This is a genomic window from Citrobacter sp. Cb080 (assembly GCF_030334745.1).
Classification (GTDB): Bacteria; Pseudomonadota; Gammaproteobacteria; order Enterobacterales; family Enterobacteriaceae; genus Citrobacter; species Citrobacter braakii.
The window spans coordinates 59,360-81,247 of the sequence record NZ_JAOWDG010000083.1 but is presented as its reverse complement, the minus strand read 5'-3'; the positions used below and the strand labels follow the sequence as shown (position 1 = coordinate 81,247).

Here is a 21,888-nt window from a genome sequence, read left to right as displayed (position 1 = left end):
CCATGGCAGAGAAATTTACCCAACATACCGGCCTGGTTGTCCCACTGGATGCCGCCAACGTGGATACCGACGCGATTATTCCCAAACAGTTTTTGCAGAAGGTTACGCGCACCGGTTTTGGCGCTCATCTGTTTAACGACTGGCGTTTTCTGGATGAAAAAGGGCAACAGCCTAACCCAGAGTTCGTACTGAACTTCCCGGAATATAAAGGCGCGTCAATTCTGCTGGCGCGGGAAAACTTTGGCTGCGGCTCTTCCCGTGAACATGCGCCATGGGCGCTGACCGATTACGGCTTTAAAGTAGTGATCGCGCCAAGCTTCGCTGACATCTTCTACGGCAACAGCTTCAATAACCAACTGCTGCCGGTGACCTTGAGCGACGCGCAGGTAGATGAAATGTTCGCCCTGGTGAAAGCCAATCCGGGCATTAAATTTGAAGTGGATCTGCAAGCGCAGGTGGTGAAAGCGGGCGATAAGTCCTACAGCTTTAAAATCGACGACTTCCGCCGCCACTGCATGCTGAACGGTCTGGACAGCATCGGGCTGACGCTGCAGCATGAAGCGGCCATCACCGAGTACGAAGACAAGCAGCCAGCGTTTATGCGCTAGTCCTTGTGGTGCCGGATAAGGCGTAAGCTGCCATCCGGCACTACAAAAATCAAACGTCCTTTACCCGCCCGGTCATCACCAGCGTGACCACAGAAATCGCCGCAATCCCCCAATAGACGGCAAAGTGACCGTAGCTTTGCGCAACAGCCCCCTGAATCACTCCCGCGAGAATGACCCCCGTTGAAATACTGTTGGTAAATAATGTGGTCGCTGACCCCGCACGCCCGGGCATAAGGCCCTGAAACCACAGCATTCCTATCCCGGCGATGATACCGATAAATACTGCATTAAATAGTTGCAGCACCAGCAGCGCCGTGCGGCTGTGAAAGAAGATCAAACCAAGATAAAACAGTACGCCCGCCGCGACGGCCGCGATCATCATTCGCCGTTTACCAAAGCGCTTCACATAGTAGCCCGCCAGGATCATCGCCGGAATTTCCAGCCCAGCCGCCGTCCCCATCAGTATACCGGCCAGCTTGTCCGGTAACCCCAGCTCAAGGCTTATCCACAGCGGCATATCGATGATGTACATGGTATTGCAGGTCCACATCAGCGTGGAGGCAATAAACAACATGCGCACATTTTTGTCCTGCCAACCACCGGTCTGTTCCAGCGGTACGTCAACAGGTTGCTCCACCCGCGTGACAGACGGCAGTATCAGCGCAATCAGCACCAGGCTAATGGCGAAAATCCCTGCGGCAATGGAAAACATCGCCGTAAAGCCGTAATTCAGCGCCAGCATGAAGGCCAGCGGCGGTCCAATTACCCAGGCCAGCGAAAGCTGCGCACGCATCACCGAGCTAAACATCACCACTTCACGCGCGGAGTTATCAGCGTATTCCCGCGCCAGCGCAAACAGCTGCGGCATGGCGGTATTCGCCAGCGAGGCCAACAGCACACCGCAGGTGATAAGCGTGAGATAGTGGCGATTAAACGCAAACAGCAGCGCGTTTCCGATTGCCATCAAACAGCAGAACATGATCAGCTTGCGCCTGTCGCCCTGGCTGTCGGATCGTTTCGCGAGGCCAAGGCTGACAACAATCCCGACAATCGCATTGACGGTATAAAACAGCCCGACCCAAAACGGCTGCGCCCCGACTTCACGGCTCAGGAACAAGCTCAGCGTGGGTGCCTGCAATGCACCTGCTACGCCCATCATAAAAGCGACCAGCATAAATGCCGCGTAAACGCCGTTGAGGCGCCGTCCCATGGTCATAATCCAGAGCATTACAGTTCCTTTTAGCGCTGCAGAAACAAAAAAAGCCAGCAGTGATTATCTGCTGGCGCGGCGATTAACACCAATACTCAGTCACACATGATGTCTGCAATTCCCAATTCAGGAGTCAGGCTGTCACCTCCCACTGCATCAGTTCTTCGAGCATCTTTAAGCGCTGCGGTGCGCTCAGGCAAGCCAACCAGGACGATTTTTCCGTCGCGGTAAAGTATTTCAACCAGAACTGACGCATAGATGACCCCTTCGTTGTCTCATCGCTTCATCGGAATCTATTATTGGCTTAATATAGGGAAAATAAAATTGCTGAGTTTTTCGCAGGAGTTCCCCTTTTATGTCTTCTGGTCGTCTGCAACAACAGTTCATCCGTCTGTGGCAATGCTGTGACGGCAAAACGCAAGACACGACGCTGAACGAGCTGGCGGAACTGCTGAGTTGTTCGCGCCGCCATATGCGTACCCTGCTCAATACCATGCAAGAACGCGGCTGGTTAACGTGGGAAGCCGAAGTTGGGAGAGGTAAACGCTCGCGCCTGACTTTCCTCTATACCGGGCTGGCACTCCAGCAGCAGCGGGCAGAAGACCTGCTGGAACAGGATCGCATCGATCAACTGGTGCAGCTGGTCGGTGACAAAACGGCCGTACGACAGATGCTGGTTTCTCACCTGGGGCGCAGTTTTCGCCAGGGGCGGCACATCATGCGCGTTCTCTATTATCGTCCCATGCACAACCTGCTTCCCGGTACGGCGCTACGCCGTTCAGAAACTCATATCGCCCGGCAAATCTTCAGCGCCTTAATTCGGGTAAATGAGGAAAATGGGGAACTGGAAGCGGACATCGCCCATCACTGGCAGCAGATTTCACCTTTACACTGGCGATTCTTCCTGCGTCCGGGGATTCATTTTCATCATGGCCGCGAACTGGAAATGGAAGATGTCATCACCTCGCTGATGCGCATTAACGCCCTGCCGCTGTACTCGCACATCACGCAGATCGTTTCTCCCACGGCCTGGACGCTGGATATCCATCTCGCCCAACCCGACCGCTGGCTTCCCTGGCTATTGGGGCAAGTCCCCGCCATGATCCTGCCGCGAGAATGGGAGACGCTCAGCAACTTCTCCAGCCACCCAATTGGCACTGGTCCCTATGCGGTGATGCGCAATACCAATAACCAACTGAAAATTCATGCATTTGATGATTACTTTGGCTACCGGGCGCTGATCGACGAAGTTAACGTTTGGGTTTTACCCGATATCGGTGAAGAGCCTGGCGGTGGGTTGACGCTAAAAGGCCCCACGGAGGATGAAAAGGCGATCGAAAGCCGCCTCGAGGAAGGTTGCTACTACCTGCTGTTTGATGCGCGCACCCACCGTGGCGCTAATCAGGAGGTTCGCGATTGGGTTAGCCGCGTTCTTTCGCCAACCCATCTCATCTGCCACGCCGACGAACAGTTCCAGCGACTGTGGTTTCCCGCCTACGGTTTGCTCCCCCGCTGGCACCATGCCAAACCCGGCCATGGTGAAAAACCCGCCGGACTGGAAACGCTGACGATCACCTACTATCGCGATCACATCGAACATCGGATTATCGCGCAGATCATGAAGACGTTGCTGGCAGAGCATCAGGTACAGTTAAATATTCAGGAGATCGACTACGATCAATGGCATGCGGGTGAAATCGTCAGCGATATCTGGCTCAACAGCGCCAACTTTACCCTACCGCTGGATTTCTCGTTGTTCGCCCATTTGTGCGAAGTCCCGTTGCTGCAAAACTGTATCTCGCGGGACTGGGAAAACGATGCAGCTCGCTGGCGAACGGGCGAAATGAGCCTGGCTGCATGGTGCCAACAGCTGCTCGCCACAAAGGCCATTGTGCCGCTGATCCACCACTGGCTCATCATTCAAGGACAGCGCAGTATGCGCGGATTACGCATGAATACCCTCGGCTGGTTTGATTTTAAATCAGCGTGGTTTGCACCACCGGATCCTTAGATCCGGCTCTTGATTGCCGCATAGCAACAAAATCATTACACTAACGCCGTTCTCAACGGGGTGCTAAATAAAAACATACACAAAATCATTCATGATGCATCAAGGCGGCAAGCGAGTGAGTCCCCAGGAGCATAGATAACTATGTGACTGGGGTGAGCGACAAATCTGCCGGGAGCAGATTTGAACGCTGCTTGCAGCGGCCCCGAAGGGGCGAGGCCCGGAGATGGGCCGAGTAACGCAGCCAACACAGAGGCAGCGTGAATGATGAAGTGTATGGGCTGAGAGATACCCGTCGAACCTGATCCGGATAATGCCGGCGAAGGGATTTGAGGCTGCAACTCAAGTCCTTTGCCACCCAACTTTATGAGGTGCAAAGTGTTTAAAAAATGTCTTCCGCTTTTACTGCTGTGCGCAGCGCCTGCTTTCGCCAAACCTGTACTGACCATTTATACCTACGACTCGTTCGCAGCTGACTGGGGCCCGGGCCCGACAATAAAAAAAGCCTTTGAAGCTGACTGCAACTGTGAACTGAAACTGGTCGCGCTGGAAGATGGCGTCTCGCTGCTTAACCGCCTGCGCATGGAAGGAAAAAACAGTAAAGCTGACGTCGTACTGGGCCTCGATAACAACCTTCTGGAAGCCGCCACCCAAACCAAACTGTTTGCCAAAAGCGGTGTAGCAAGTGAAGCCGTAAACGTGCCCGGCGGCTGGAAAAACGATACCTTCGTTCCGTTTGATTACGGCTATTTCGCCTTCGTTTATGATAAGAACAAGCTGAAGAATCCGCCCAAAAGCCTGAAAGAACTGGTAGAGAGCGATCAAAAATGGCGCGTCATTTATCAGGACCCGCGTACCAGCACGCCGGGGCTGGGCCTGCTGCTATGGATGCAAAAAGTCTATGGCGATAAGGCGCCGGAGGCCTGGCGCGCGCTTTCGGCAAAAACCGTCACGGTCACCAAGGGCTGGAGTGAAGCCTACGGCCTGTTCCTGAAAGGCGAAAGCGACCTGGTACTCAGCTACACCACCTCTCCGGCCTATCACATCATCGCCGAGAAAAAAGACAACTACGTCGCAGCCAACTTTAGCGAAGGCCACTATTTGCAGGTAGAAGTCGCCGCCCGTACTGCGGCCAGCAAACAGCCGGAACTGGCCGAGAAATTCCTCAAGTTTATGGTGTCTCCGGCCTTCCAGAACGCGATTCCGACCGGTAACTGGATGTATCCGGTAACCCAGGTCGCCCTGCCGTCTGGATTCGAGCAACTGAATAAGCCAGCCACCGCGCTGGAATTTACGCCGCAGCAGGTTGCGGCTCAACGCCAGGCATGGATTAGCGAATGGCAACGCGCCGTCAGCCGTTAATTCCCGGCTGGCTGGTTCCAGGGCTTACCGCCGCCACGCTGATGGTGGCCGTTGCCCTGGCCGCGTTTCTGGCGCTGTGGTTTAACGCCCCACGGGGGGAGTGGCGCTCACTGTGGCAAGACGACTACCTGTGGCACGTGGTGCGCTTTTCTTTCTGGCAGGCTTTTTTATCCGCAGTGCTGTCGGTCATCCCGGCGATTTTCCTTGCCAGAGCGCTCTATCGCCGCCGTTTTCCAGGACGACTGGCGCTGCTGCGCCTGTGCGCGATGACGTTAATCCTGCCAGTGCTGGTCGCGGTCTTCGGTATTCTTAGCGTGTACGGTCGTCAGGGCTGGCTGGCCTCGATCTGGCATACATTCGGGCTGGAATGGACGTTTTCGCCGTACGGTCTGCAGGGCATTCTGCTGGCGCACGTCTTTTTCAACCTGCCGATGGCCAGTCGTCTGCTGTTGCAGTCTCTGGAGAATATTCCCGGCGAACAGCGACAGTTAGCCGCTCAGTTAGGTCTGCGCGGCTGGCATTTCTTCCGCTTTGTTGAATGGCCGTGGCTGCGTCGGCAAATCCTTCCCGTCGCGGCGCTCATCTTTATGCTCTGTTTCGCCAGCTTCGCCACCGTTTTGTCGCTGGGCGGTGGACCGCAGGCCACTACCATCGAGCTGGCAATTTATCAGGCGCTGAACTTCGATTACGATCCCGCCCGCGCCGCCATGTTGGCGTTGATCCAGATGGTTTGTTGTTTAGCGCTGGTGCTCTTCAGCCAACGTCTGAGCCGCGCCATTGCCCCCGGTACCACGCTGGTTCAGGGCTGGCGCGATCCCGACGATCGTCTGCACAGCCGCCTGGCAGACGCGCTGCTGATTATTCTGGCCCTGCTGCTACTGCTGCCGCCGCTGCTGGCGGTAATTGTCGATGGTATTAACCGCCATATGCTGGATGTTCTTAAGCAACCTGTACTGTGGCACGCACTGGGAACCTCGCTGCGCATTGCGCTGGCGGCAGGTGCGTTGTGCGTAGTTCTCACCATGATGCTGTTATGGAGCAGTCGTGAACTGCGTGCCCGACAGCAGGTGCTGGCAGGTCAGATGCTGGAACTTAGCGGCATGATGATCCTCGCCATGCCGGGCATCGTGCTGGCAACCGGCTTCTTTCTGCTGCTCAATAACACCATTGGACTCCCCGAATCAGCCGACGGGATTGTCATTTTTACCAATGCGCTGATGGCGATCCCTTACGCGCTGAAGGTACTGGAAAACCCAATGCGGGACATCACCGCCCGCTACAGTATGTTGTGCCAGTCGTTGGGAATTGAGGGATGGTCGCGTCTGAAAGTGGTTGAACTGCGCACCCTGAAGCGCCCGCTGGCGCAGGCGATGGCTTTTGCCTGCGTGCTGTCGATTGGCGATTTTGGCGTGGTCGCGCTATTTGGTAATGAGGATTTCCGCACCCTGCCGTTTTATTTATATCAGCAGATTGGCTCTTATCGCAGTCAGGATGGCGCAGTTACGGCGTTATTGCTGCTGATCCTGTGCTTTACGCTGTTTACCGTTATTGAGAAATTGCCGGGTCGAAATGTTAAAACTGATTGATATCACATGGCTTTATCACCATTTGCCGATGCGCTTTACGCTGTCGATCGCACGCGGTGAGCAGGTCGCGATCCTCGGGCCCAGCGGCGCCGGGAAAAGTACGCTGCTGAATCTGATCGCCGGCTTCCTCACGCCTGCCAGCGGTACCATGTTGATTGAAGGTGAAGATCACACCGCCACGCCTCCCTCACGCCGCCCCGTTTCGATGCTGTTTCAGGAAAATAACCTGTTCAGCCACCTGAGCGTGCAGCAAAACATCGGCCTGGGCCTTAACCCGGGATTGAAGCTGAATGCATCGCAGCGGGAGAAAATGCATCACATCGCCCAGCAAATGGGGATCGACTCACTGCTGGAGCGCCTCCCCGGTGAGCTTTCCGGCGGTCAGCGACAGCGCGTAGCGCTGGCGCGTTGCCTGGTGCGGGAACAACCCATTTTGCTGCTTGATGAACCGTTCTCTGCGCTCGATCCCGCCCTGCGCCAGGAGATGTTAACGCTGGTTGCCGAGGTCTGTCGCGATAAACAGCTTACGTTGCTGATGGTGTCCCACAGCGTAGAAGATGCGGCGCGAATTGCGTCCCGTTCGATTGTGGTCGCCGACGGGCGCATCGCCTGGCAGGGCAAAACGGATGAGTTATTAAGCGGTCAGGCCAGCGCCTCGACGCTCTTGGGCATCAAAGCCGAGTGATTGATTTCCCAGGCCGGATAAGCGTCAGCGCCATCCGGCAAAAGAATCCTCAGAAACCCACGACTTTACGCAGAATATCAATATACACCGGCATCAGCGGATGGCGCAGTAACGCCACCAGCGCAACCACGCCGATCCCAAGCGTCAACGGCGCCAGATACAGTAAACGGCTGCGGGGGAAATACGCGGCTAAGCGATCGACTGCCGCTTTGCCGCTACGCCACAGTCGCCAGCAAAACCAGCCCCCTACCCATAGCAACAGCGCCGTCGCCAGCAGCAACCATTTAAAATCCCCGCTCTGCATCTCAGAAGGAATATCAATTGCCGCCCCCGCCAGGATCCCCGGCAGGAAGTAGAACGGCGGCCACAGTACGCAACCAATAATATTCGGGACGATAAATTTAGCGACAGGCAGATCCAGCATGCCCGCCACCATTGGCACCAGCGGACGCGTCGGTCCCACAAAACGCCCCACCAGAATGGTAAACATGCTGTGCTGATGCAGCGCGTGCTCGGTTTTATCCAGCAACGCCTTGTTCTTTTTCATGAACGACCAACGATGCAGCGGCTTTTTAAAGCGCCAGCCCAACCAGAAAGAGATCCAGTCCCCCAACAGGCAACCAATGATGCCCGCAAGCCAGGCATGCCAGAAGTTCAGTTCGCCACTGCCAATCAGCGCCCCCAGCCCCGCCATCATCACGGTACCGGGCAGAATCAGACCAACCAGCGCCAGTGACTCCAGAAAGGCCACCAGCAGTACGGCGATCAGGGAGTACAGGGCGGACTGAAGAATAAAGTGTTCCAGCAATGCTTGCATAATGTGTCCGTCAGATTTACGAAGCAGGGATTTTGATAACCCGTCTCAACTTCGTCAAGCCATCAATTGTCTGAATAGATTGCGAGTTATGACAACTTTCAGGACACATCATTCACTTTTTATTCACATCCGGCGCGAAACTCGCTCGGACTGGCGCCGGTACATTTTTTGAAAACGCGAGAAAAATAGAGCTGATCGTCAAAGCCAACATTGCGCCCCACCGTAGCAATGGGCATACGAGTGGTACTCAGCAATAGCTTGGCCTGGCTGATACGCTGATCCTCGCGCCAGCTTAATACGCTGATACCCAACTGCTGACGGAACAGATGCGACAAACGGGAAGGCGACAGGCAGACGTGCTGTGCGACGCTGGCAATATCAAAATTACTGTCCGCCAGGTGATCGCTGATGTACTGGCAGGCGTCGCGCACGCGGTTGTCCATGGGGGGATGCAGCGATTCATTAATGGCTTCCATACGTCGGAGCAATAACTGTTCCAGTAAATTAATCGCCAGCAGTTCGGAATAGCGACCTTCTCCCTGCCCGGCGTTGATTATCTGCCCAAACAGTTCGTTAAAATGCGGCTGATGTGCTTCATCCGGGCGAAAGAATCCAGTCTGGGCAAAAATGGCCGGCCAGGTCAGCCACTCCTGCCAGTAGGCGCGTGGGCGAAAGTAAACCCACTGGTGATACCACTCACTGGCATCAGGATGGCGTCCGTAGTGGTGAATTTCTCCGGGCGGAAACAGCAAAATATCGCCAGGCCGACAGACAAATTGTTTGCCCTGATTATTGATAACCCCTTCGCCACGGATAGTGAGATTGAGGATATAGCCCTTCATACCCAGCGGCCTGTCGATAAAAAAATCCAGGTATCCGTTCGCCTCTATGGGGGTTAATCCGGCCACCAAATGCGCGTTAAACGAATAACCTGGCAGCAGGGGATCGTTTTGCGTTTCAGCCATAATTTCAATACTCCCTATGTTCTGCTAAGAAACAATTTGTCCATATTACGCCAGACATCATTGCCGTCGCCCCTGCGGGCCGCTGTGTTTGCGGTAATGGACCATCAACCCCGCTTGTGAAAAGCACTTTGTAAAAAATATGTACTGCGCCAACGTTAAAATCGGCTAACAAAAGTGTCTATAACTACGGCAGAAATGTCCACATTGATTATTTGCACGGCGTCACACTTTGTGATGCCACAGCATTTTAGTCCATAAGATTAGCGAATCCTGCCTGACGGTTTTTATCCCTACTAACTACTGTTTATCCATACCCGTATTTTTGGATGGAGTAAGACGATGGCGATTGCAATTGGCCTCGATTTTGGCAGTGATTCAGTACGCGCTTTGGCAGTGGAATGTGCCACCGGTGAAGAAATCGCCACCAGCGTAGAGTGGTACCCACGTTGGCAGGAAGGACAGTATTGCGATGGTCCAAACAACCAGTTTCGCCATCATCCACGCGACTACATTGAATCAATGGAAGCGGCGCTGAAAACCGTGCTGGCCGAACTGAGCGTTAAACAGCGTGCGGAAGTGGTCGGGATTGGCGTTGACAGCACCGGTTCAACCCCGGCCCCCATCGATGCCGACGGCAACGTACTGGCGTTGCGTCCGGAGTTCGCTGAAAACCCAAATGCAATGTTTGTCCTGTGGAAAGATCACACCTCAGTAGAAGAAGCTGAAGAAATTACCCGTCTGTGCCACACACCGGGCAAGATCGATTACTCCCGCTATATCGGCGGTATTTATTCCAGCGAATGGTTCTGGGCCAAAATCCTGCATGTGACCCGTCAGGACCACGCGGTTGCCGAGGCCGCGGTTTCGTGGATTGAACTGTGCGATTGGGTTCCGGCCCTGCTCTCTAATACCGTACGTCCACAGGATATTCGTCGCGGTCGCTGCAGCGCCGGGCATAAATCCCTGTGGCATGAAAGCTGGGGTGGTCTACCGCCAGCCAGTTTCTTTGACGAACTCGACCCCATCCTCAACCGCCATCTGCAATACCCGATGTTTACCGATACCTTCACAGCCGACCTGCCGGTTGGCACCCTGTGCGCCGAGTGGGCGCAGCGTCTGGGACTACCGGAAAGCGTGGTGATTGCAGGCGGCGCTTTTGACTGCCATATGGGCGCAGTCGGCGCGGGCGCACAGCCCAATACGCTGGTGAAAGTCATTGGCACGTCGACCTGCGACATTCTGATTGCTGACAAACACAGCGTCGGCGAGCGCGCGGTGAAAGGCATTTGCGGCCAGGTTGATGGCAGCGTGGTGCCGCATTTTATTGGCCTCGAGGCAGGCCAGTCCGCGTTCGGCGATATCTATGCCTGGTTTAGCCGTGTGCTGAGCTGGCCGCTGGAGCAGCTTGCCACGCAACACCCGGAGCTGAAGACCCAGATTAAAGCCAGCCAAAAACAGCTGCTACCAGCGCTAACCGAAGCCTGGGCGAGAAATCCGTCGCTGGATCATTTGCCGGTGGTGCTCGACTGGTTCAACGGTCGCCGTACGCCCAATGCCAACCAGCGTCTGAAAGGGGTGATTACCGATCTGAATCTGGCAACCGACGCGCCAGCGCTGTTCGGCGGTCTGATTGCCGCCACCGCCTTTGGTGCACGCGCCATCATGGAATGCTTCACCGAACAAGGCATTGCGGTTAACAACGTAATGGCGCTAGGCGGCATCGCCCGTAAAAATCCGGTCATCATGCAGGCCTGCTGTGACGTGCTCAACCGTCCGCTACAGATTGTCGCTTCAGACCAGTGCTGCGCACTCGGTGCGGCTATCTTTGCCGCCGTTGCCGCGAAAGTACACACCGATATCCCAGCCGCTCAGCAACAGATGGCAAGCGCCGTGGAAAACACGCTGCAACCTCGACCAGAGCAGGCTCAACGTTTTGAACAGCTTTACCGCCGCTACCAGCAGTGGGCGATAAGCGCTGAACAACAATACCTTCCGACTGCCGCTCCGGCGCAACAAACCCCGGTAGACCAGGCAACCCTGACACATTAAGGACACGACAATGACGATTTTTGATAACTATGAAGTGTGGTTTGTGATTGGTAGCCAGCATCTGTATGGCCCTGAAACCCTGCGTCAGGTAACCCAACATGCCGAGCACGTCGTTAACGCGCTGAATACTGAAGCTAAACTGCCCTGCAAACTGGTTTTAAAACCGCTGGGTACTTCACCTGACGAGATTACCGCTATTTGTCGTGACGCTAACTACGACGATCGCTGCGCAGGTCTGGTGGTCTGGCTGCACACTTTCTCTCCGGCCAAAATGTGGATTAACGGTCTGACTATCCTCAACAAGCCGCTGATGCAATTCCATACCCAGTTCAACGCCGCCCTGCCGTGGGACAGCATTGATATGGACTTTATGAACCTGAACCAGACCGCGCACGGCGGCCGTGAGTTCGGCTTCATCGGCGCACGTATGCGTCAACAGCACGCCGTGGTCACCGGTCACTGGCAGGACAAACAAGCGCACGAACGCATCGGCTCCTGGATGCGCCAGGCCGTGTCCAAACAGGATACCCGCCATCTGAAAGTCTGCCGTTTTGGCGACAACATGCGTGAAGTCGCGGTCACCGATGGCGATAAAGTCGCTGCGCAGATCAAATTCGGCTTCTCGGTAAATACCTGGGCCGTAGGCGATCTGGTGCAGGTAGTGAACTCCATTAGCGACGGCGAAATCAACGCGCTAATCGATGAGTATGAAAGCACTTACACCATGACGGCGGCAACGCAAGTCCACGGTGAGAAACGTCAAAACGTACTGGAAGCGGCCCGTATTGAACTGGGGATGAAGCGCTTCCTGGAACAGGGCGGATTCCACGCCTTTACCACGACATTTGAAGATTTACACGGCCTGAAACAGCTCCCGGGTCTGGCCGTACAGCGTCTGATGCAGCAAGGCTACGGCTTTGCGGGCGAAGGCGACTGGAAAACCGCCGCTCTGCTTCGCATCATGAAGGTGATGTCAACCGGTCTGCAGGGCGGCACCTCATTTATGGAGGATTACACCTACCACTTCGAGAAAGGCAACGATCTGGTGCTCGGCTCGCACATGCTGGAAGTGTGCCCGTCCATCGCGGTGGAAGATAAACCGATCCTCGATGTTCAGCATCTCGGCATTGGTGGTAAAGACGATCCCGCTCGTTTGATCTTCAACACCAAAACTGGCCCGGCAGTCGTTGCCAGCCTGATCGATCTTGGCGATCGCTATCGTCTGCTGGTTAACTGCATCGACACGGTTCAAACACCGCACTCCCTGCCGAAACTGCCGGTGGCTAACGCATTGTGGAAAGCCCAGCCTGATCTGCCGACCGCATCTGAAGCCTGGATCCTGGCCGGTGGCGCGCACCACACCGTCTTCAGCCACGCGCTGGATCTGAACGATATGCGCCAGTTCGCTGAAATGCACGATATCGAGATCGCCGTGATCGACAACGATACCCGCCTGCCGGCCTTTAAGGACGCGCTGCGCTGGAACGACGTCTATTACGGTTTTAAACGTTAATTATGTTGTTGCCGGATGGCTCTGCGCTTGCCCGCCATCCGGCACAGAGGAATCAACATGTTAGAAGATCTCAAACGTCAGGTGCTGGAAGCCAATCTGGCGTTGCCTAAGCACCACCTGGTTACCTTGACCTGGGGGAACGTGAGTGCCGTCGATCGCGAGCGCGGCGTGTTTGTGATAAAACCTTCCGGGGTCGATTACAGCGTTATGACCGCAGAAGATATGGTCGTAGTCAGTATCGCCACCGGTGAGGTTGTAGAAGGTGCGAAGAAACCCTCCTCTGATACCCCAACGCACCGTCTGCTGTATCAGGCATTCCCGACCATTGGCGGCATTGTTCATACCCATTCGCGTCATGCGACCATCTGGGCGCAGGCGGGCCAGTCGATTCCAGCCACGGGTACCACTCATGCGGACTATTTCTACGGATCGATTCCCTGCACACGGAAAATGACCGAGGAAGAAATCAACGGCGAATATGAGTGGGAAACCGGTAACGTGATCGTTGAAACCTTTGAGAAACAAGGCATTGACGCTTCGCAGATGCCTGGCGTGCTGGTGCACTCTCACGGTCCGTTTGCGTGGGGAAAAAACGCCGAAGATGCGGTACACAACGCCATCGTGCTGGAAGAAGTCGCCTACATGGGGATCTTCTGTCGCCAGCTCGCGCCGCAATTGCCGGATATGCAGCAAACCCTGTTAGATAAACATTACCTACGTAAACACGGCGCAAAAGCCTACTACGGCCAGTGAAAACAATCTGAGCGCGCCCGGAATCTCGGTGGCGCGCTCTCTGGTTATTCCTTTATATATTCCGCAAACGCACTTCGATACACACAGTTATTAGCACAAACGTATTTAATCACGTTGTCATAATGTCCCTGCGCCTCATTCACCATCCAGTGAATGAAAGAAAATGTAATCTGTAATCGTTGACTGCCAGCGCTGTCCATTCAACAGATAATTAATCACCGTATCACGATGACCATTTATTCTGTCATGCCCTTGCCAGTGAAAGAAAGCATTCCCACGTTCAATAACCTCAGTACGCCAAATTTGACCTGACCACGTTCTATACTCAATATATTGACTTACTGATTTAATTGTAGGGTTAGATAACTGAGTATTAACAAATAAATAGTGATCATATCCTACCTGTAACGCCTGAGTATAAATATCCATAATAGGCCTCCATAACACTACGCACCCAAGCTATTGATATAAAACACCCGAGCTATCAGATGAATAAAATTATATTCAGCGATAAAAAGCAAATTATACAGAGAGATATTCCCGACGAAATCGAACCGAAAATCCGTTTTTATCCAGACAATAGCAAGCCATAAAAATATATTATATTCAATCTGGTAACCCGAGTGTTTGATTAAAATAGTTACACTAACCATGAATAAAAACAAATAAAAAAAATAACCATTTTTCCTGAACCGAGGGATGAGTAACAAAACCGTACGAGCACGATTCCGAAAATGACATAAAAATCCTGAAACGGACTTCCAATTTATGAAACAAATATAATTACAAAAGAATAATAGATACAAATAGCCATGACAGGCCAATAAAATAATTCAAGGAAAAGTTTTAAATTAAGGCATTCATTTATTAAATATCAAAGCCTATCCTGTAACACTTTTACTGCGGAGGGCATTTTACTTTTATTGTCACAATAACTGCCCGCAGTTCTCATTTTTAACTGTACAAAATAACAGTACAATCGTGTAAACCAGGCTATAATAATGCCTGGTTTTTTAATGGATACACAGCGTGGCGCAGGCAGGCTTTATTTTAACCCGGCACTGGCGGGATACCCCGCAGGGAACTGAGGTCTCATTCTGGCTGGCTACTGACGACGGGCCGCTACAGGTCACGCTCGCTCCTCAGGAGTCGGTCGCGTTTATTCCTGTCAGTCAGGTTTCTCGCGTAGCGTCATTATTACGCAATGAAAACGGCTATCGTCTGACGCCGCTGCAATTGCAAGACTTCCACCGCCAGCCCGTTTCCGGCCTGTATTGCTGCTCACATCGCCAGCTCATGCGGCTGGAAAAGCTGCTGCGTGAAAACGCAATTACCGTCTACGAGGCCGACGTGCGTCCGCCGGAACGGTATCTGATGGAGCGTTTTATCACCTCGCCTGTTTGGGTTGAAGGCGACAGACATAACGGTACGCTGGTTAATGCCCGGTTGAAGCCGAACCCTGACTATCGACCGCCGCTGAAATGGGTCTCGCTGGATATCGAAACCACGCGCCACGGCGAACTCTACTGTATCGGCCTTGAAGGCTGTGGGCAGCGTATTGTCTACATGCTCGGTCCGGCAAACGGCGATGCCTCAGCGCTGGATTTTGAACTTGAATATGTCGCAAGCCGCCCGCAGTTACTGGAAAAGCTCAACGACTGGATTGCCCGTCACGATCCTGATGTGGTAATCGGCTGGAACGTCGTGCAATTCGATTTACGCGTCCTGCAAAAGCATGCTGAACGTTACCGCATTCCCCTGCGTTTTGGCCGTGACAATAGCGAGCTGGAGTGGCGCGAACATGGCTTCAAAAACGGCGTATTCTTCGCGCAGGCTAAAGGTCGCCTGATTATCGACGGCATTGAGGCGCTTAAATCCGCATTCTGGAATTTCTCATCCTTTTCGCTGGAAACGGTGTCACAGGAGCTGCTGGGCGAAGGGAAGTCGATAGATAATCCCTGGGACAGGATGGACGAAATAGATCGCCGGTTTGCCCAGGATAAGCCCGCACTCGCCACCTACAATCTCAAAGACTGTGAGCTGGTCACGCGTATTTTTCATAAAACCGAGATCATGCCATTTTTGCTGGAACGATCGACGGTAAACGGCCTGCCGGTCGACCGGCACGGCGGTTCCGTTGCCGCCTTCGGCCATCTCTACCTACCGCGAATGCACCGGGCGGGCTATGTGGCACCGAATCTGGGGGAAGTTCCCGCGCACGCCAGCCCCGGTGGCTACGTGATGGACTCGCGCCCGGGTTTGTACGACTCCGTGCTGGTGCTGGATTACAAAAGCCTGTACCCGTCAATTATTCGTACTTTTTTGATCGATCCAGTGGGACTTATCGAAGGGATGGCACAGCCGGATCAGGCACACAGTACCGAGGGGTTCCTTGACGCCTGGTTCTCACGCGAAAAGCACTGTCTGCCGGAAATTGTTACCCAGATCTGGCATGGGCGTGATGAAGCCAAACGCCGCGGCAATAAGCCGCTCTCACAGGCGCTGAAAATCATCATGAACGCGTTTTACGGCGTGCTTGGCACCACCGCCTGCCGCTTTTTCGACCCGAGGCTGGCTTCGTCTATCACCATGCGCGGTCACGCGATCATGCGTCAGACCAAAGCGCTGATTGAGGCTCAGGGTTACGACGTCATCTATGGCGACACCGACTCCACCTTTGTCTGGCTTAAAAAGGCGCACTCGGAAGACGATGCGGCCCGGATTGGTCGGGAGCTGGTGAGCTATGTCAACAACTGGTGGGCGCAATCGCTGAAGCAGCAAAACCTGACCAGCGCGCTGGAGCTGGAATTTGAAACCCACTTTTGTCGCTTTCTGATGCCGACCATTCGCGGTGCAGATACCGGCAGCAAAAAACGCTACGCCGGAATGATTCAGTCAGGTGCTGAGCAACGCATGGTATTTAAAGGTCTGGAAACGGTACGCACCGACTGGACGCCGCTGGCCCAGCAGTTTCAGCAGGAGCTGTACCTGCGAATTTTTCGTAACGAGCCTTATCAAGAGTTTGTTCGCGAGACTATCGACCGTCTGATGGCGGGTGAACTGGATGAACACCTGGTGTACCGCAAACGCCTGCGCCGCCCGTTGAGCGAATACCAGCGGAATGTTCCGCCGCACGTTCGCGCCGCACGGCTCGCCGATGAGCAGAACGTCAAACTGGGGCGTCCGCAGCAGTATCAGAATCGTGGCACGATTAAATATGTCTGGACGATAAATGGACCTGAACCTGTTGATTATCAGCTATCTGCACTTGATTACGAGCATTATCTGACCCGCCAGATCCAGCCGGTTGCCGAGGGAATTCTTCCCTTTATTGACGATAATTTTGCTACACTACTCACAGGACAACTGGGGTTATTTTGACGCGTGACGAAACCGCCGCCATCCAGTACCATAGCGCCCTTTCCATTCCTGGACCCATTTAACACCCCTACCACTGATTTATTAGCCTGGTAGCGGGGTCATATGCTCTCAATAACGGGGACTAGCCCGGAAAATGACGAGTATTGCCTGCAATTAAAGATATAGAGCCGAACATATATGCCTTTTACACTTGGTCAACGCTGGATCAGCGATACAGAAAGCGAATTGGGACTTGGTACTGTTGTCGCCATGGATGCGCGAACCGTCACTTTACTTTTCTCATCGACGGGTGAAAACCGTCTGTATGCGCGCAGTGATTCCCCCGTGACCCGCGTGATGTTCAACCCTGGCGACACGATCACGAGCCATGAAGGCTGGCAACTGCATGTCGATGAAGTAAAAGAAGAAAACGGCCTGCTTGCCTATATCGGAACCCGCCTTGATACCGAAGAAACCGGTGTAACGCTGCGTGAAGTGCTGCTCGACAGCAAACTGGTTTTCAGTAAACCCCAGGATCGCCTGTTTGCCGGCCAGATTGACCGTATGGACCGCTTTGCGCTGCGCTATCGCGCACGTAAATTTCAGAGCGAGCAGTACCGTATGCCGTGGAGTGGCTTGCGTGGCCAACGTACCAGCTTGATCCCCCACCAGCTCAACATTGCCCATGATGTCGGCCGTCGTCATGCCCCTCGCGTGCTGCTGGCAGACGAAGTGGGTTTAGGTAAAACCATTGAAGCTGGGATGATCCTGCATCAACAGCTGCTGTCAGGCGCCGCGGAGCGCGTGCTGATCATCGTCCCGGAGACGTTACAGCACCAGTGGCTGGTCGAAATGCTGCGTCGTTTCAACCTGCGCTTTGCGCTGTTTGATGATGAGCGTTATGCAGAAGCGCAGCACGATGCCTACAACCCGTTTGAAACCGAACAGTTGGTTATCTGTTCGCTGGACTTTGCCCGTCGCAGTAAACAGCGTCTGGAGCACCTGTGTGATGCCGAGTGGGATCTGCTGATTGTCGATGAAGCCCATCACCTGGTGTGGAGCGAAGACGCGCCCAGCCGTGAATATATGGCCGTTGAACAGCTGGCAGAGCGCGTACCTGGCATCCTGCTGCTGACCGCAACGCCGGAACAGCTGGGCCTGGAAAGCCACTTTGCGCGCCTGCGCCTACTGGATCCAAGCCGCTTCCACGATTTCGCCCAGTTTGTTGAAGAACAGAAAAATTACCGTCCGGTCGCCGACGCCGTCGCCATGTTACTGGCTGGCAACAAGCTGAGTAACAATGAGCTGAACATGTTAGGTGACATGATTGGCGAACAGGACATTGAGCCGTTATTGCAGGCGGCAAACAGCGACAGCGAAGACGCCCAGAGCGCGCGTCAGGAGCTGGTTTCGATGCTGATGGACCGCCACGGCACCAGCCGCGTGCTGTTCCGAAATACCCGTAACGGTGTGAAAGGCTTCCCTAAACGCGAGCTGCATACCATCAAATTGCCGTTGCCAACCCAATACCAGACGGCCATTAAAGTCTCCGGCATTATGGGCGCGCGTAAGAGTGCGGAAGACCGCGCGCGCGACATGCTCTACCCGGAGCAGATTTATCAGGAATTCGAAGGCGACACCGGCACCTGGTGGAACTTTGACCCGCGCGTGGAATGGCTGATGGGCTACCTGACCAGCCACCGCTCGCAAAAAGTTCTGGTCATCTGTGCGAAAGCCACCACTGCGCTTCAACTGGAGCAGGTTCTGCGCGAGCGCGAAGGTATCCGCGCCGCCGTGTTCCATGAAGGGATGTCGATCATTGAACGTGACCGCGCTGCGGCCTGGTTTAGCGAAGAAGATAGCGGTGCCCAGGTGATGCTGTGCTCTGAAATCGGCTCCGAAGGGCGTAACTTCCAGTTCGCCAGCCATCTGGTGATGTTTGATCTGCCTTTCAATCCGGACCTGCTGGAACAGCGTATTGGCCGTCTGGACCGTATTGGTCAGGTGCATGATATCCAGATCCACGTTCCATACCTGGAAAAAACCGCGCAATCCGTGCTGGTGCGTTGGTACCACGAAGGTCTGGATGCGTTCGAACACACTTGCCCGACCGGACGTACCATCTATGACACGGTATATAACAATCTAATCGGCTACCTGGCTGAGCCAGAAAACACCGATGGCTTTGACGATCTGATCAAAACCTGTCGCGAACAGCATGACGCGCTGAAAGCGCAGCTGGAGCAAGGTCGCGATCGCCTGCTGGAGATTCACTCTAACGGCGGCGAAAAAGCGCTGGCGCTGGCTGAGAGTATTGAAGAACAGGACGACGATACCAGCCTGATCGCCTTCGCCATGAACCTGTTTGATATCGTTGGTATTAATCAGGATGACCGTGGCGACAATTTGATCGTGCTGACACCGTCCGATCATATGCTGGTGCCGGATTTCCCTGGGCTGCCGGAAGATGGCTGTACCATTACGTTTGAGCGTGATGTTGCCCTGTCGCGTGAAGACGCGCAGTTTATTACCTGGGAGCATCCGCTGATCCGTAATGGTCTGGATCTGATCCTCTCCGGCGACACAGGAAGCAGCACCATTTCTTTGCTGAAAAACAAAGCATTACCAGTCGGTACTCTGCTGGTTGAACTGGTCTACGTCGTTGAAGCGCAAGCGCCAAAACAGCTGCAGTTAAACCGCTTCCTGCCGCCAACCCCGGTACGCATGCTGCTGGACAAAAACGGCAACAACCTTGCCGCGCAGGTTGAATTCGAAACCTTTAACCGTCAGCTCAGCGCCGTTAACCGCCACACCGGCAGTAAACTGGTCAACGCCGTACAGCAGGATGTGCATGCCATTCTGCAACTCGGTGAAGCGCAGGTAGAAAAATCGGCCCGCGCGCTGATCGACGCGGCGCGCAAAGAAGCGGACGAGAAGCTGACGGCTGAACTCTCCCGTCTGGAAGCGCTGCGTGCCGTTAACCCGAACATCCGTGATGACGAACTCAGCGCCATTGAAAGCAATCGTCAGCTGGTGATGGAAAGCCTGGATCAGGCGGGATGGCGTCTGGATGCCCTGCGCCTGATCGTCGTGACGCATCAGTAACGGAGCCTGACATGGGGATGGAAAACTATAATCCGCCGCAGGAACCCTGGCTGGTTATCCTGTATCAGGATGAGCACATTATGGTGGTCAACAAGCCGAGCGGCTTGTTGTCCGTGCCGGGTCGTCTGGATGAACACAAAGACAGCGTGATGACGCGTATTCAGCGCGATTACCCGCAGGCTGAATCCGTACATCGTCTGGATATGGCAACCAGCGGCGTGATTGTAGTGGCGCTAACTAAAGCGGCAGAGCGCGAGCTAAAGCGCCAGTTTCGCGAACGCGAGCCGAAGAAACAGTATGTCGCACGCGTCTGGGGACATCCCGCTCCGGCCGAGGGGCTGGTTGATTTACCGCTGATTTGCGACTGGCCGAATCGGCCAAAGCAGAAAGTGTGTTATGAGACCGGAAAATCGGCGCAGACCGAGTATGAAGTGGTGGAGTTTGCGGAAGATAACACCGCCCGGGTCGTGCTCAAACCCATTACCGGACGCTCCCACCAGTTGCGTGTGCATATGCTGGCATTAGGGCATCCGATTCTGGGCGACCGCTTCTACGCCCCGCCACAGGTCCTGGCGTTAGCGCCGCGCCTGCTGCTGCACGCAGAGATGTTAACTATCACGCATCCCGAATACGGCAACAGTATGACGTTTAAAGTTCCGGCAGATTTTTAAACGCAGGCCCCATTTAGGCCGGGTGCTTCGCTTGCCCGGCCTACATTCATTAACGTAGGCCGGATAAGGCGCTAGCTGCCATCCGGCATAACGATTATTTAAAACCTTTCTGTTCTTTAATTAGCTCGTAAGCTTTTTGAATTTCCTGTGCTTTTTGCTTCGCCATTTCCATCATTTCTGGCGGCAGGCCTTTCGCCACCAGTTTGTCCGGATGGTGCTCGCTCATCAGCTTACGGTATGCGCGCTTAATGGTGGTCGCATCATCGGTCGCTTTCACACCCAGCACATTGCAGGCGTCTTCCAGCGTCGGACCGCGTTGCGCCTGCTGCCAGCCACCGCCGCCGGACTGCTGCTGATATCCGCCGCCAAACTGGGCGCCGCCCTGCATCATGCGCAGAAACTGATCAAATTGGGTACGTGAGATCCCCAACTCTTCAGCAATCACATACAGCACTTCACGCTCGTTCGGATGCAACGACCCATCGGCAAAAGCTGCCTGGATCTGAATCTCCAGAAACATGCGGATCAGATCGAAGCGACCAAAACAGACGCTGCGAAACTGACGCATTTTTTCACGTAATGGGTAATTGTCCGATTTTCCCACCCGGAAGGCATGTTGCGCAGCGGTACGCGAATCGCCGTGCAAATTCATTCGATCCATCAATTGACTGGCGATATGGATATCGGCTTCCGTGACGCGACCTTTGGATTTGGTCAGATGCCCCATCACCTCAAAAGTGGTGGCAAAAAACAGCGCCTGGCGTTCACGCTGGTTGGCAAACCACGCCATTTTGCGCATGCGGGCTTTGTCGAACATGTGGCCAACTAACAGGCCCAGAACCACACCCCAGAAGCCGCCGCCCATCATTAAGGCCACGGCGACACCAATTATCTTTCCCCAATACTGCATAGACTCCCCAAATCTTTCTGCTCTCAGCCAGGATATGTCCCACAATATAAGGTGCTTTTACCGATTTACGGCTGCGGTCAATTGTGGGACATCGCCTATAATTTGCATTATCATACCTGTCATTCTATGCCGTGCCTAACACCACAAACGCTATACCCGTTGGATTTCGAGTTGCAACAAGGCGGCAACGCAGTGACCAATTCGTCTGGAACGAAGATGCAGCTTGAAAGGTGGCGGGATAAAATGGGCAGGATTAATACTAGCGAAGTGAAGATGAGATAAGTTA

Annotated in this window: 16 protein-coding genes and 1 pseudogene; 11 read left to right on the top strand and 6 right to left on the bottom strand. The window is 54.2% G+C overall.

The features are described 5' to 3' along the window. The first annotated feature begins 2 nt into the window (after positions 1-2). On the top strand, positions 3-608 hold the full coding sequence (gene leuD / locus OGV38_RS22560; protein WP_016155684.1) for a 3-isopropylmalate dehydratase small subunit: 606 nt from the start codon (positions 3-5) through the stop codon (positions 606-608). A gap of 49 nt (positions 609-657) precedes the next feature. Here leuD and OGV38_RS22555 read toward each other — a convergent pair whose 3' ends face one another. Both OGV38_RS22555 and sgrT read right to left on the bottom strand, forming a co-directional pair. Further along, positions 658-1,836, bottom strand: coding sequence for a sugar efflux transporter (locus OGV38_RS22555; protein WP_286475096.1), 1,179 nt, complete (start codon positions 1,834-1,836; stop codon positions 658-660). Positions 1,837-1,951: 115 nt separating this feature from the next. After that, the gene (sgrT, locus tag OGV38_RS22550) at positions 1,952-2,074 is read right to left on the bottom strand and encodes a glucose uptake inhibitor SgrT (RefSeq protein WP_016151681.1); all 123 of its coding nucleotides are present in this window, start codon (positions 2,072-2,074) and stop codon (positions 1,952-1,954) included. A gap of 99 nt (positions 2,075-2,173) precedes the next feature. On the opposite strand from sgrT, the gene sgrR reads away from it, so the two are divergent. The 4 genes from sgrR (at position 2,174) to thiQ (ending at position 7,459) form a co-directional block, all read left to right on the top strand. Then, positions 2,174-3,829 (top strand): HTH-type transcriptional regulator SgrR, encoded by a 1,656-nt coding sequence (sgrR, locus tag OGV38_RS22545; protein WP_016155682.1) that lies wholly within the window; start codon positions 2,174-2,176, stop codon positions 3,827-3,829. Positions 3,830-4,204: 375 nt separating this feature from the next. Then, positions 4,205-5,188 (top strand): thiamine ABC transporter substrate binding subunit, encoded by a 984-nt coding sequence (thiB, locus tag OGV38_RS22540; RefSeq protein WP_269519347.1) that lies wholly within the window; start codon positions 4,205-4,207, stop codon positions 5,186-5,188. Further along, positions 5,164-6,774, top strand: a complete 1,611-nt coding sequence (thiP, locus tag OGV38_RS22535) for a thiamine/thiamine pyrophosphate ABC transporter permease ThiP (protein ID WP_269519344.1) — start codon at positions 5,164-5,166, stop codon at positions 6,772-6,774. Before thiB ends, thiP begins: the two co-directional genes overlap by 25 nt. Next, positions 6,758-7,459 carry a thiamine ABC transporter ATP-binding protein ThiQ gene (thiQ, locus tag OGV38_RS22530; protein WP_016151677.1) on the top strand — a complete coding sequence of 234 codons (702 nt, stop codon included), beginning with the start codon at positions 6,758-6,760 and terminating at the stop codon, positions 7,457-7,459. Before thiP ends, thiQ begins: the two co-directional genes overlap by 17 nt. Positions 7,460-7,508: 49 nt before the next feature. Here thiQ and OGV38_RS22525 read toward each other — a convergent pair whose 3' ends face one another. Both OGV38_RS22525 and araC read right to left on the bottom strand, forming a co-directional pair. Beyond that, complete coding sequence (locus OGV38_RS22525) at positions 7,509-8,276, bottom strand: DedA family protein (protein ID WP_047417216.1); 768 nt, start codon at positions 8,274-8,276, stop codon at positions 7,509-7,511. A gap of 119 nt (positions 8,277-8,395) precedes the next feature. Next, positions 8,396-9,241 (bottom strand): arabinose operon transcriptional regulator AraC, encoded by an 846-nt coding sequence (araC, locus tag OGV38_RS22520; RefSeq protein ID WP_003018834.1) that lies wholly within the window; start codon positions 9,239-9,241, stop codon positions 8,396-8,398. Positions 9,242-9,580: 339 nt separating this feature from the next. Between araC and araB the strand changes: the two genes are divergently transcribed. From araB to araD, 3 genes are read left to right on the top strand one after another with little or no spacing between them, the layout of a single operon-like run. Further along, positions 9,581-11,290, top strand: a complete 1,710-nt coding sequence (gene araB, locus OGV38_RS22515) for a ribulokinase (RefSeq protein ID WP_075847948.1) — start codon at positions 9,581-9,583, stop codon at positions 11,288-11,290. A 10-nt stretch (positions 11,291-11,300) separates the two neighbouring features. Next, positions 11,301-12,803: an L-arabinose isomerase gene (araA, locus tag OGV38_RS22510; RefSeq protein WP_016155678.1), complete on the top strand. Its 1,503-nt coding sequence runs from the start codon at positions 11,301-11,303 to the stop codon at positions 12,801-12,803. 57 nt (positions 12,804-12,860) lie between these two features. Next, positions 12,861-13,556, top strand: a complete 696-nt coding sequence (gene araD / locus OGV38_RS22505; protein ID WP_047498360.1) for an L-ribulose-5-phosphate 4-epimerase — start codon at positions 12,861-12,863, stop codon at positions 13,554-13,556. Between the two features lie 44 nt (positions 13,557-13,600). Here araD and OGV38_RS22500 read toward each other — a convergent pair. Then, positions 13,601-13,985, bottom strand: a pseudogene (locus OGV38_RS22500) (DUF4751 family protein). A 600-nt stretch (positions 13,986-14,585) separates the two neighbouring features. On the opposite strand from OGV38_RS22500, the gene polB reads away from it, so the two are divergent. From polB to rluA, 3 genes are all read left to right on the top strand, one after another. Then, complete coding sequence (gene polB, locus OGV38_RS22495; protein ID WP_269519337.1) at positions 14,586-16,937, top strand: DNA polymerase II; 2,352 nt, start codon at positions 14,586-14,588, stop codon at positions 16,935-16,937. Positions 16,938-17,114: 177 nt separating this feature from the next. Next, positions 17,115-20,021 (top strand): RNA polymerase-associated protein RapA, encoded by a 2,907-nt coding sequence (gene rapA / locus OGV38_RS22490; RefSeq protein ID WP_047498352.1) that lies wholly within the window; start codon positions 17,115-17,117, stop codon positions 20,019-20,021. Between the two features lie 11 nt (positions 20,022-20,032). Continuing rightward, positions 20,033-20,692: a bifunctional tRNA pseudouridine(32) synthase/23S rRNA pseudouridine(746) synthase RluA gene (gene rluA / locus OGV38_RS22485; protein WP_094168672.1), complete on the top strand. Its 660-nt coding sequence runs from the start codon at positions 20,033-20,035 to the stop codon at positions 20,690-20,692. A 94-nt stretch (positions 20,693-20,786) separates the two neighbouring features. On the opposite strand, the gene djlA is transcribed toward rluA, so the two are convergent. Beyond that, positions 20,787-21,602 carry a co-chaperone DjlA gene (djlA, locus tag OGV38_RS22480; protein WP_005124510.1) on the bottom strand — a complete coding sequence of 272 codons (816 nt, stop codon included), beginning with the start codon at positions 21,600-21,602 and terminating at the stop codon, positions 20,787-20,789. Positions 21,603-21,888: the final 286 nt, after the last annotated feature.

Excerpts from the sequence above, each read along its gene's own strand:
- leuD (WP_016155684.1), top strand. The coding sequence starts at position 3 with ATGGCAGAGAAATTTACCCAACATACCGGCCTGGTTGTCCCACTGGAT.
- OGV38_RS22555 (WP_286475096.1), bottom strand. The coding sequence starts at position 1,836 with ATGCTCTGGATTATGACCATGGGACGGCGCCTCAACGGCGTTTACGCG.
- sgrT (WP_016151681.1), bottom strand. The coding sequence starts at position 2,074 with ATGCGTCAGTTCTGGTTGAAATACTTTACCGCGACGGAAAAATCGTCC.
- sgrR (WP_016155682.1), top strand. The coding sequence starts at position 2,174 with ATGTCTTCTGGTCGTCTGCAACAACAGTTCATCCGTCTGTGGCAATGC.
- thiP (WP_269519344.1), top strand. The coding sequence starts at position 5,164 with ATGGCAACGCGCCGTCAGCCGTTAATTCCCGGCTGGCTGGTTCCAGGG.
- thiQ (WP_016151677.1), top strand. The coding sequence starts at position 6,758 with ATGTTAAAACTGATTGATATCACATGGCTTTATCACCATTTGCCGATG.
- OGV38_RS22525 (WP_047417216.1), bottom strand. The coding sequence starts at position 8,276 with ATGCAAGCATTGCTGGAACACTTTATTCTTCAGTCCGCCCTGTACTCC.
- araC (WP_003018834.1), bottom strand. The coding sequence starts at position 9,241 with ATGGCTGAAACGCAAAACGATCCCCTGCTGCCAGGTTATTCGTTTAAC.
- araB (WP_075847948.1), top strand. The coding sequence starts at position 9,581 with ATGGCGATTGCAATTGGCCTCGATTTTGGCAGTGATTCAGTACGCGCT.
- araA (WP_016155678.1), top strand. The coding sequence starts at position 11,301 with ATGACGATTTTTGATAACTATGAAGTGTGGTTTGTGATTGGTAGCCAG.
- araD (WP_047498360.1), top strand. The coding sequence starts at position 12,861 with ATGTTAGAAGATCTCAAACGTCAGGTGCTGGAAGCCAATCTGGCGTTG.
- rapA (WP_047498352.1), top strand. The coding sequence starts at position 17,115 with ATGCCTTTTACACTTGGTCAACGCTGGATCAGCGATACAGAAAGCGAA.
- rluA (WP_094168672.1), top strand. The coding sequence starts at position 20,033 with ATGGGGATGGAAAACTATAATCCGCCGCAGGAACCCTGGCTGGTTATC.
- djlA (WP_005124510.1), bottom strand. The coding sequence starts at position 21,602 with ATGCAGTATTGGGGAAAGATAATTGGTGTCGCCGTGGCCTTAATGATG.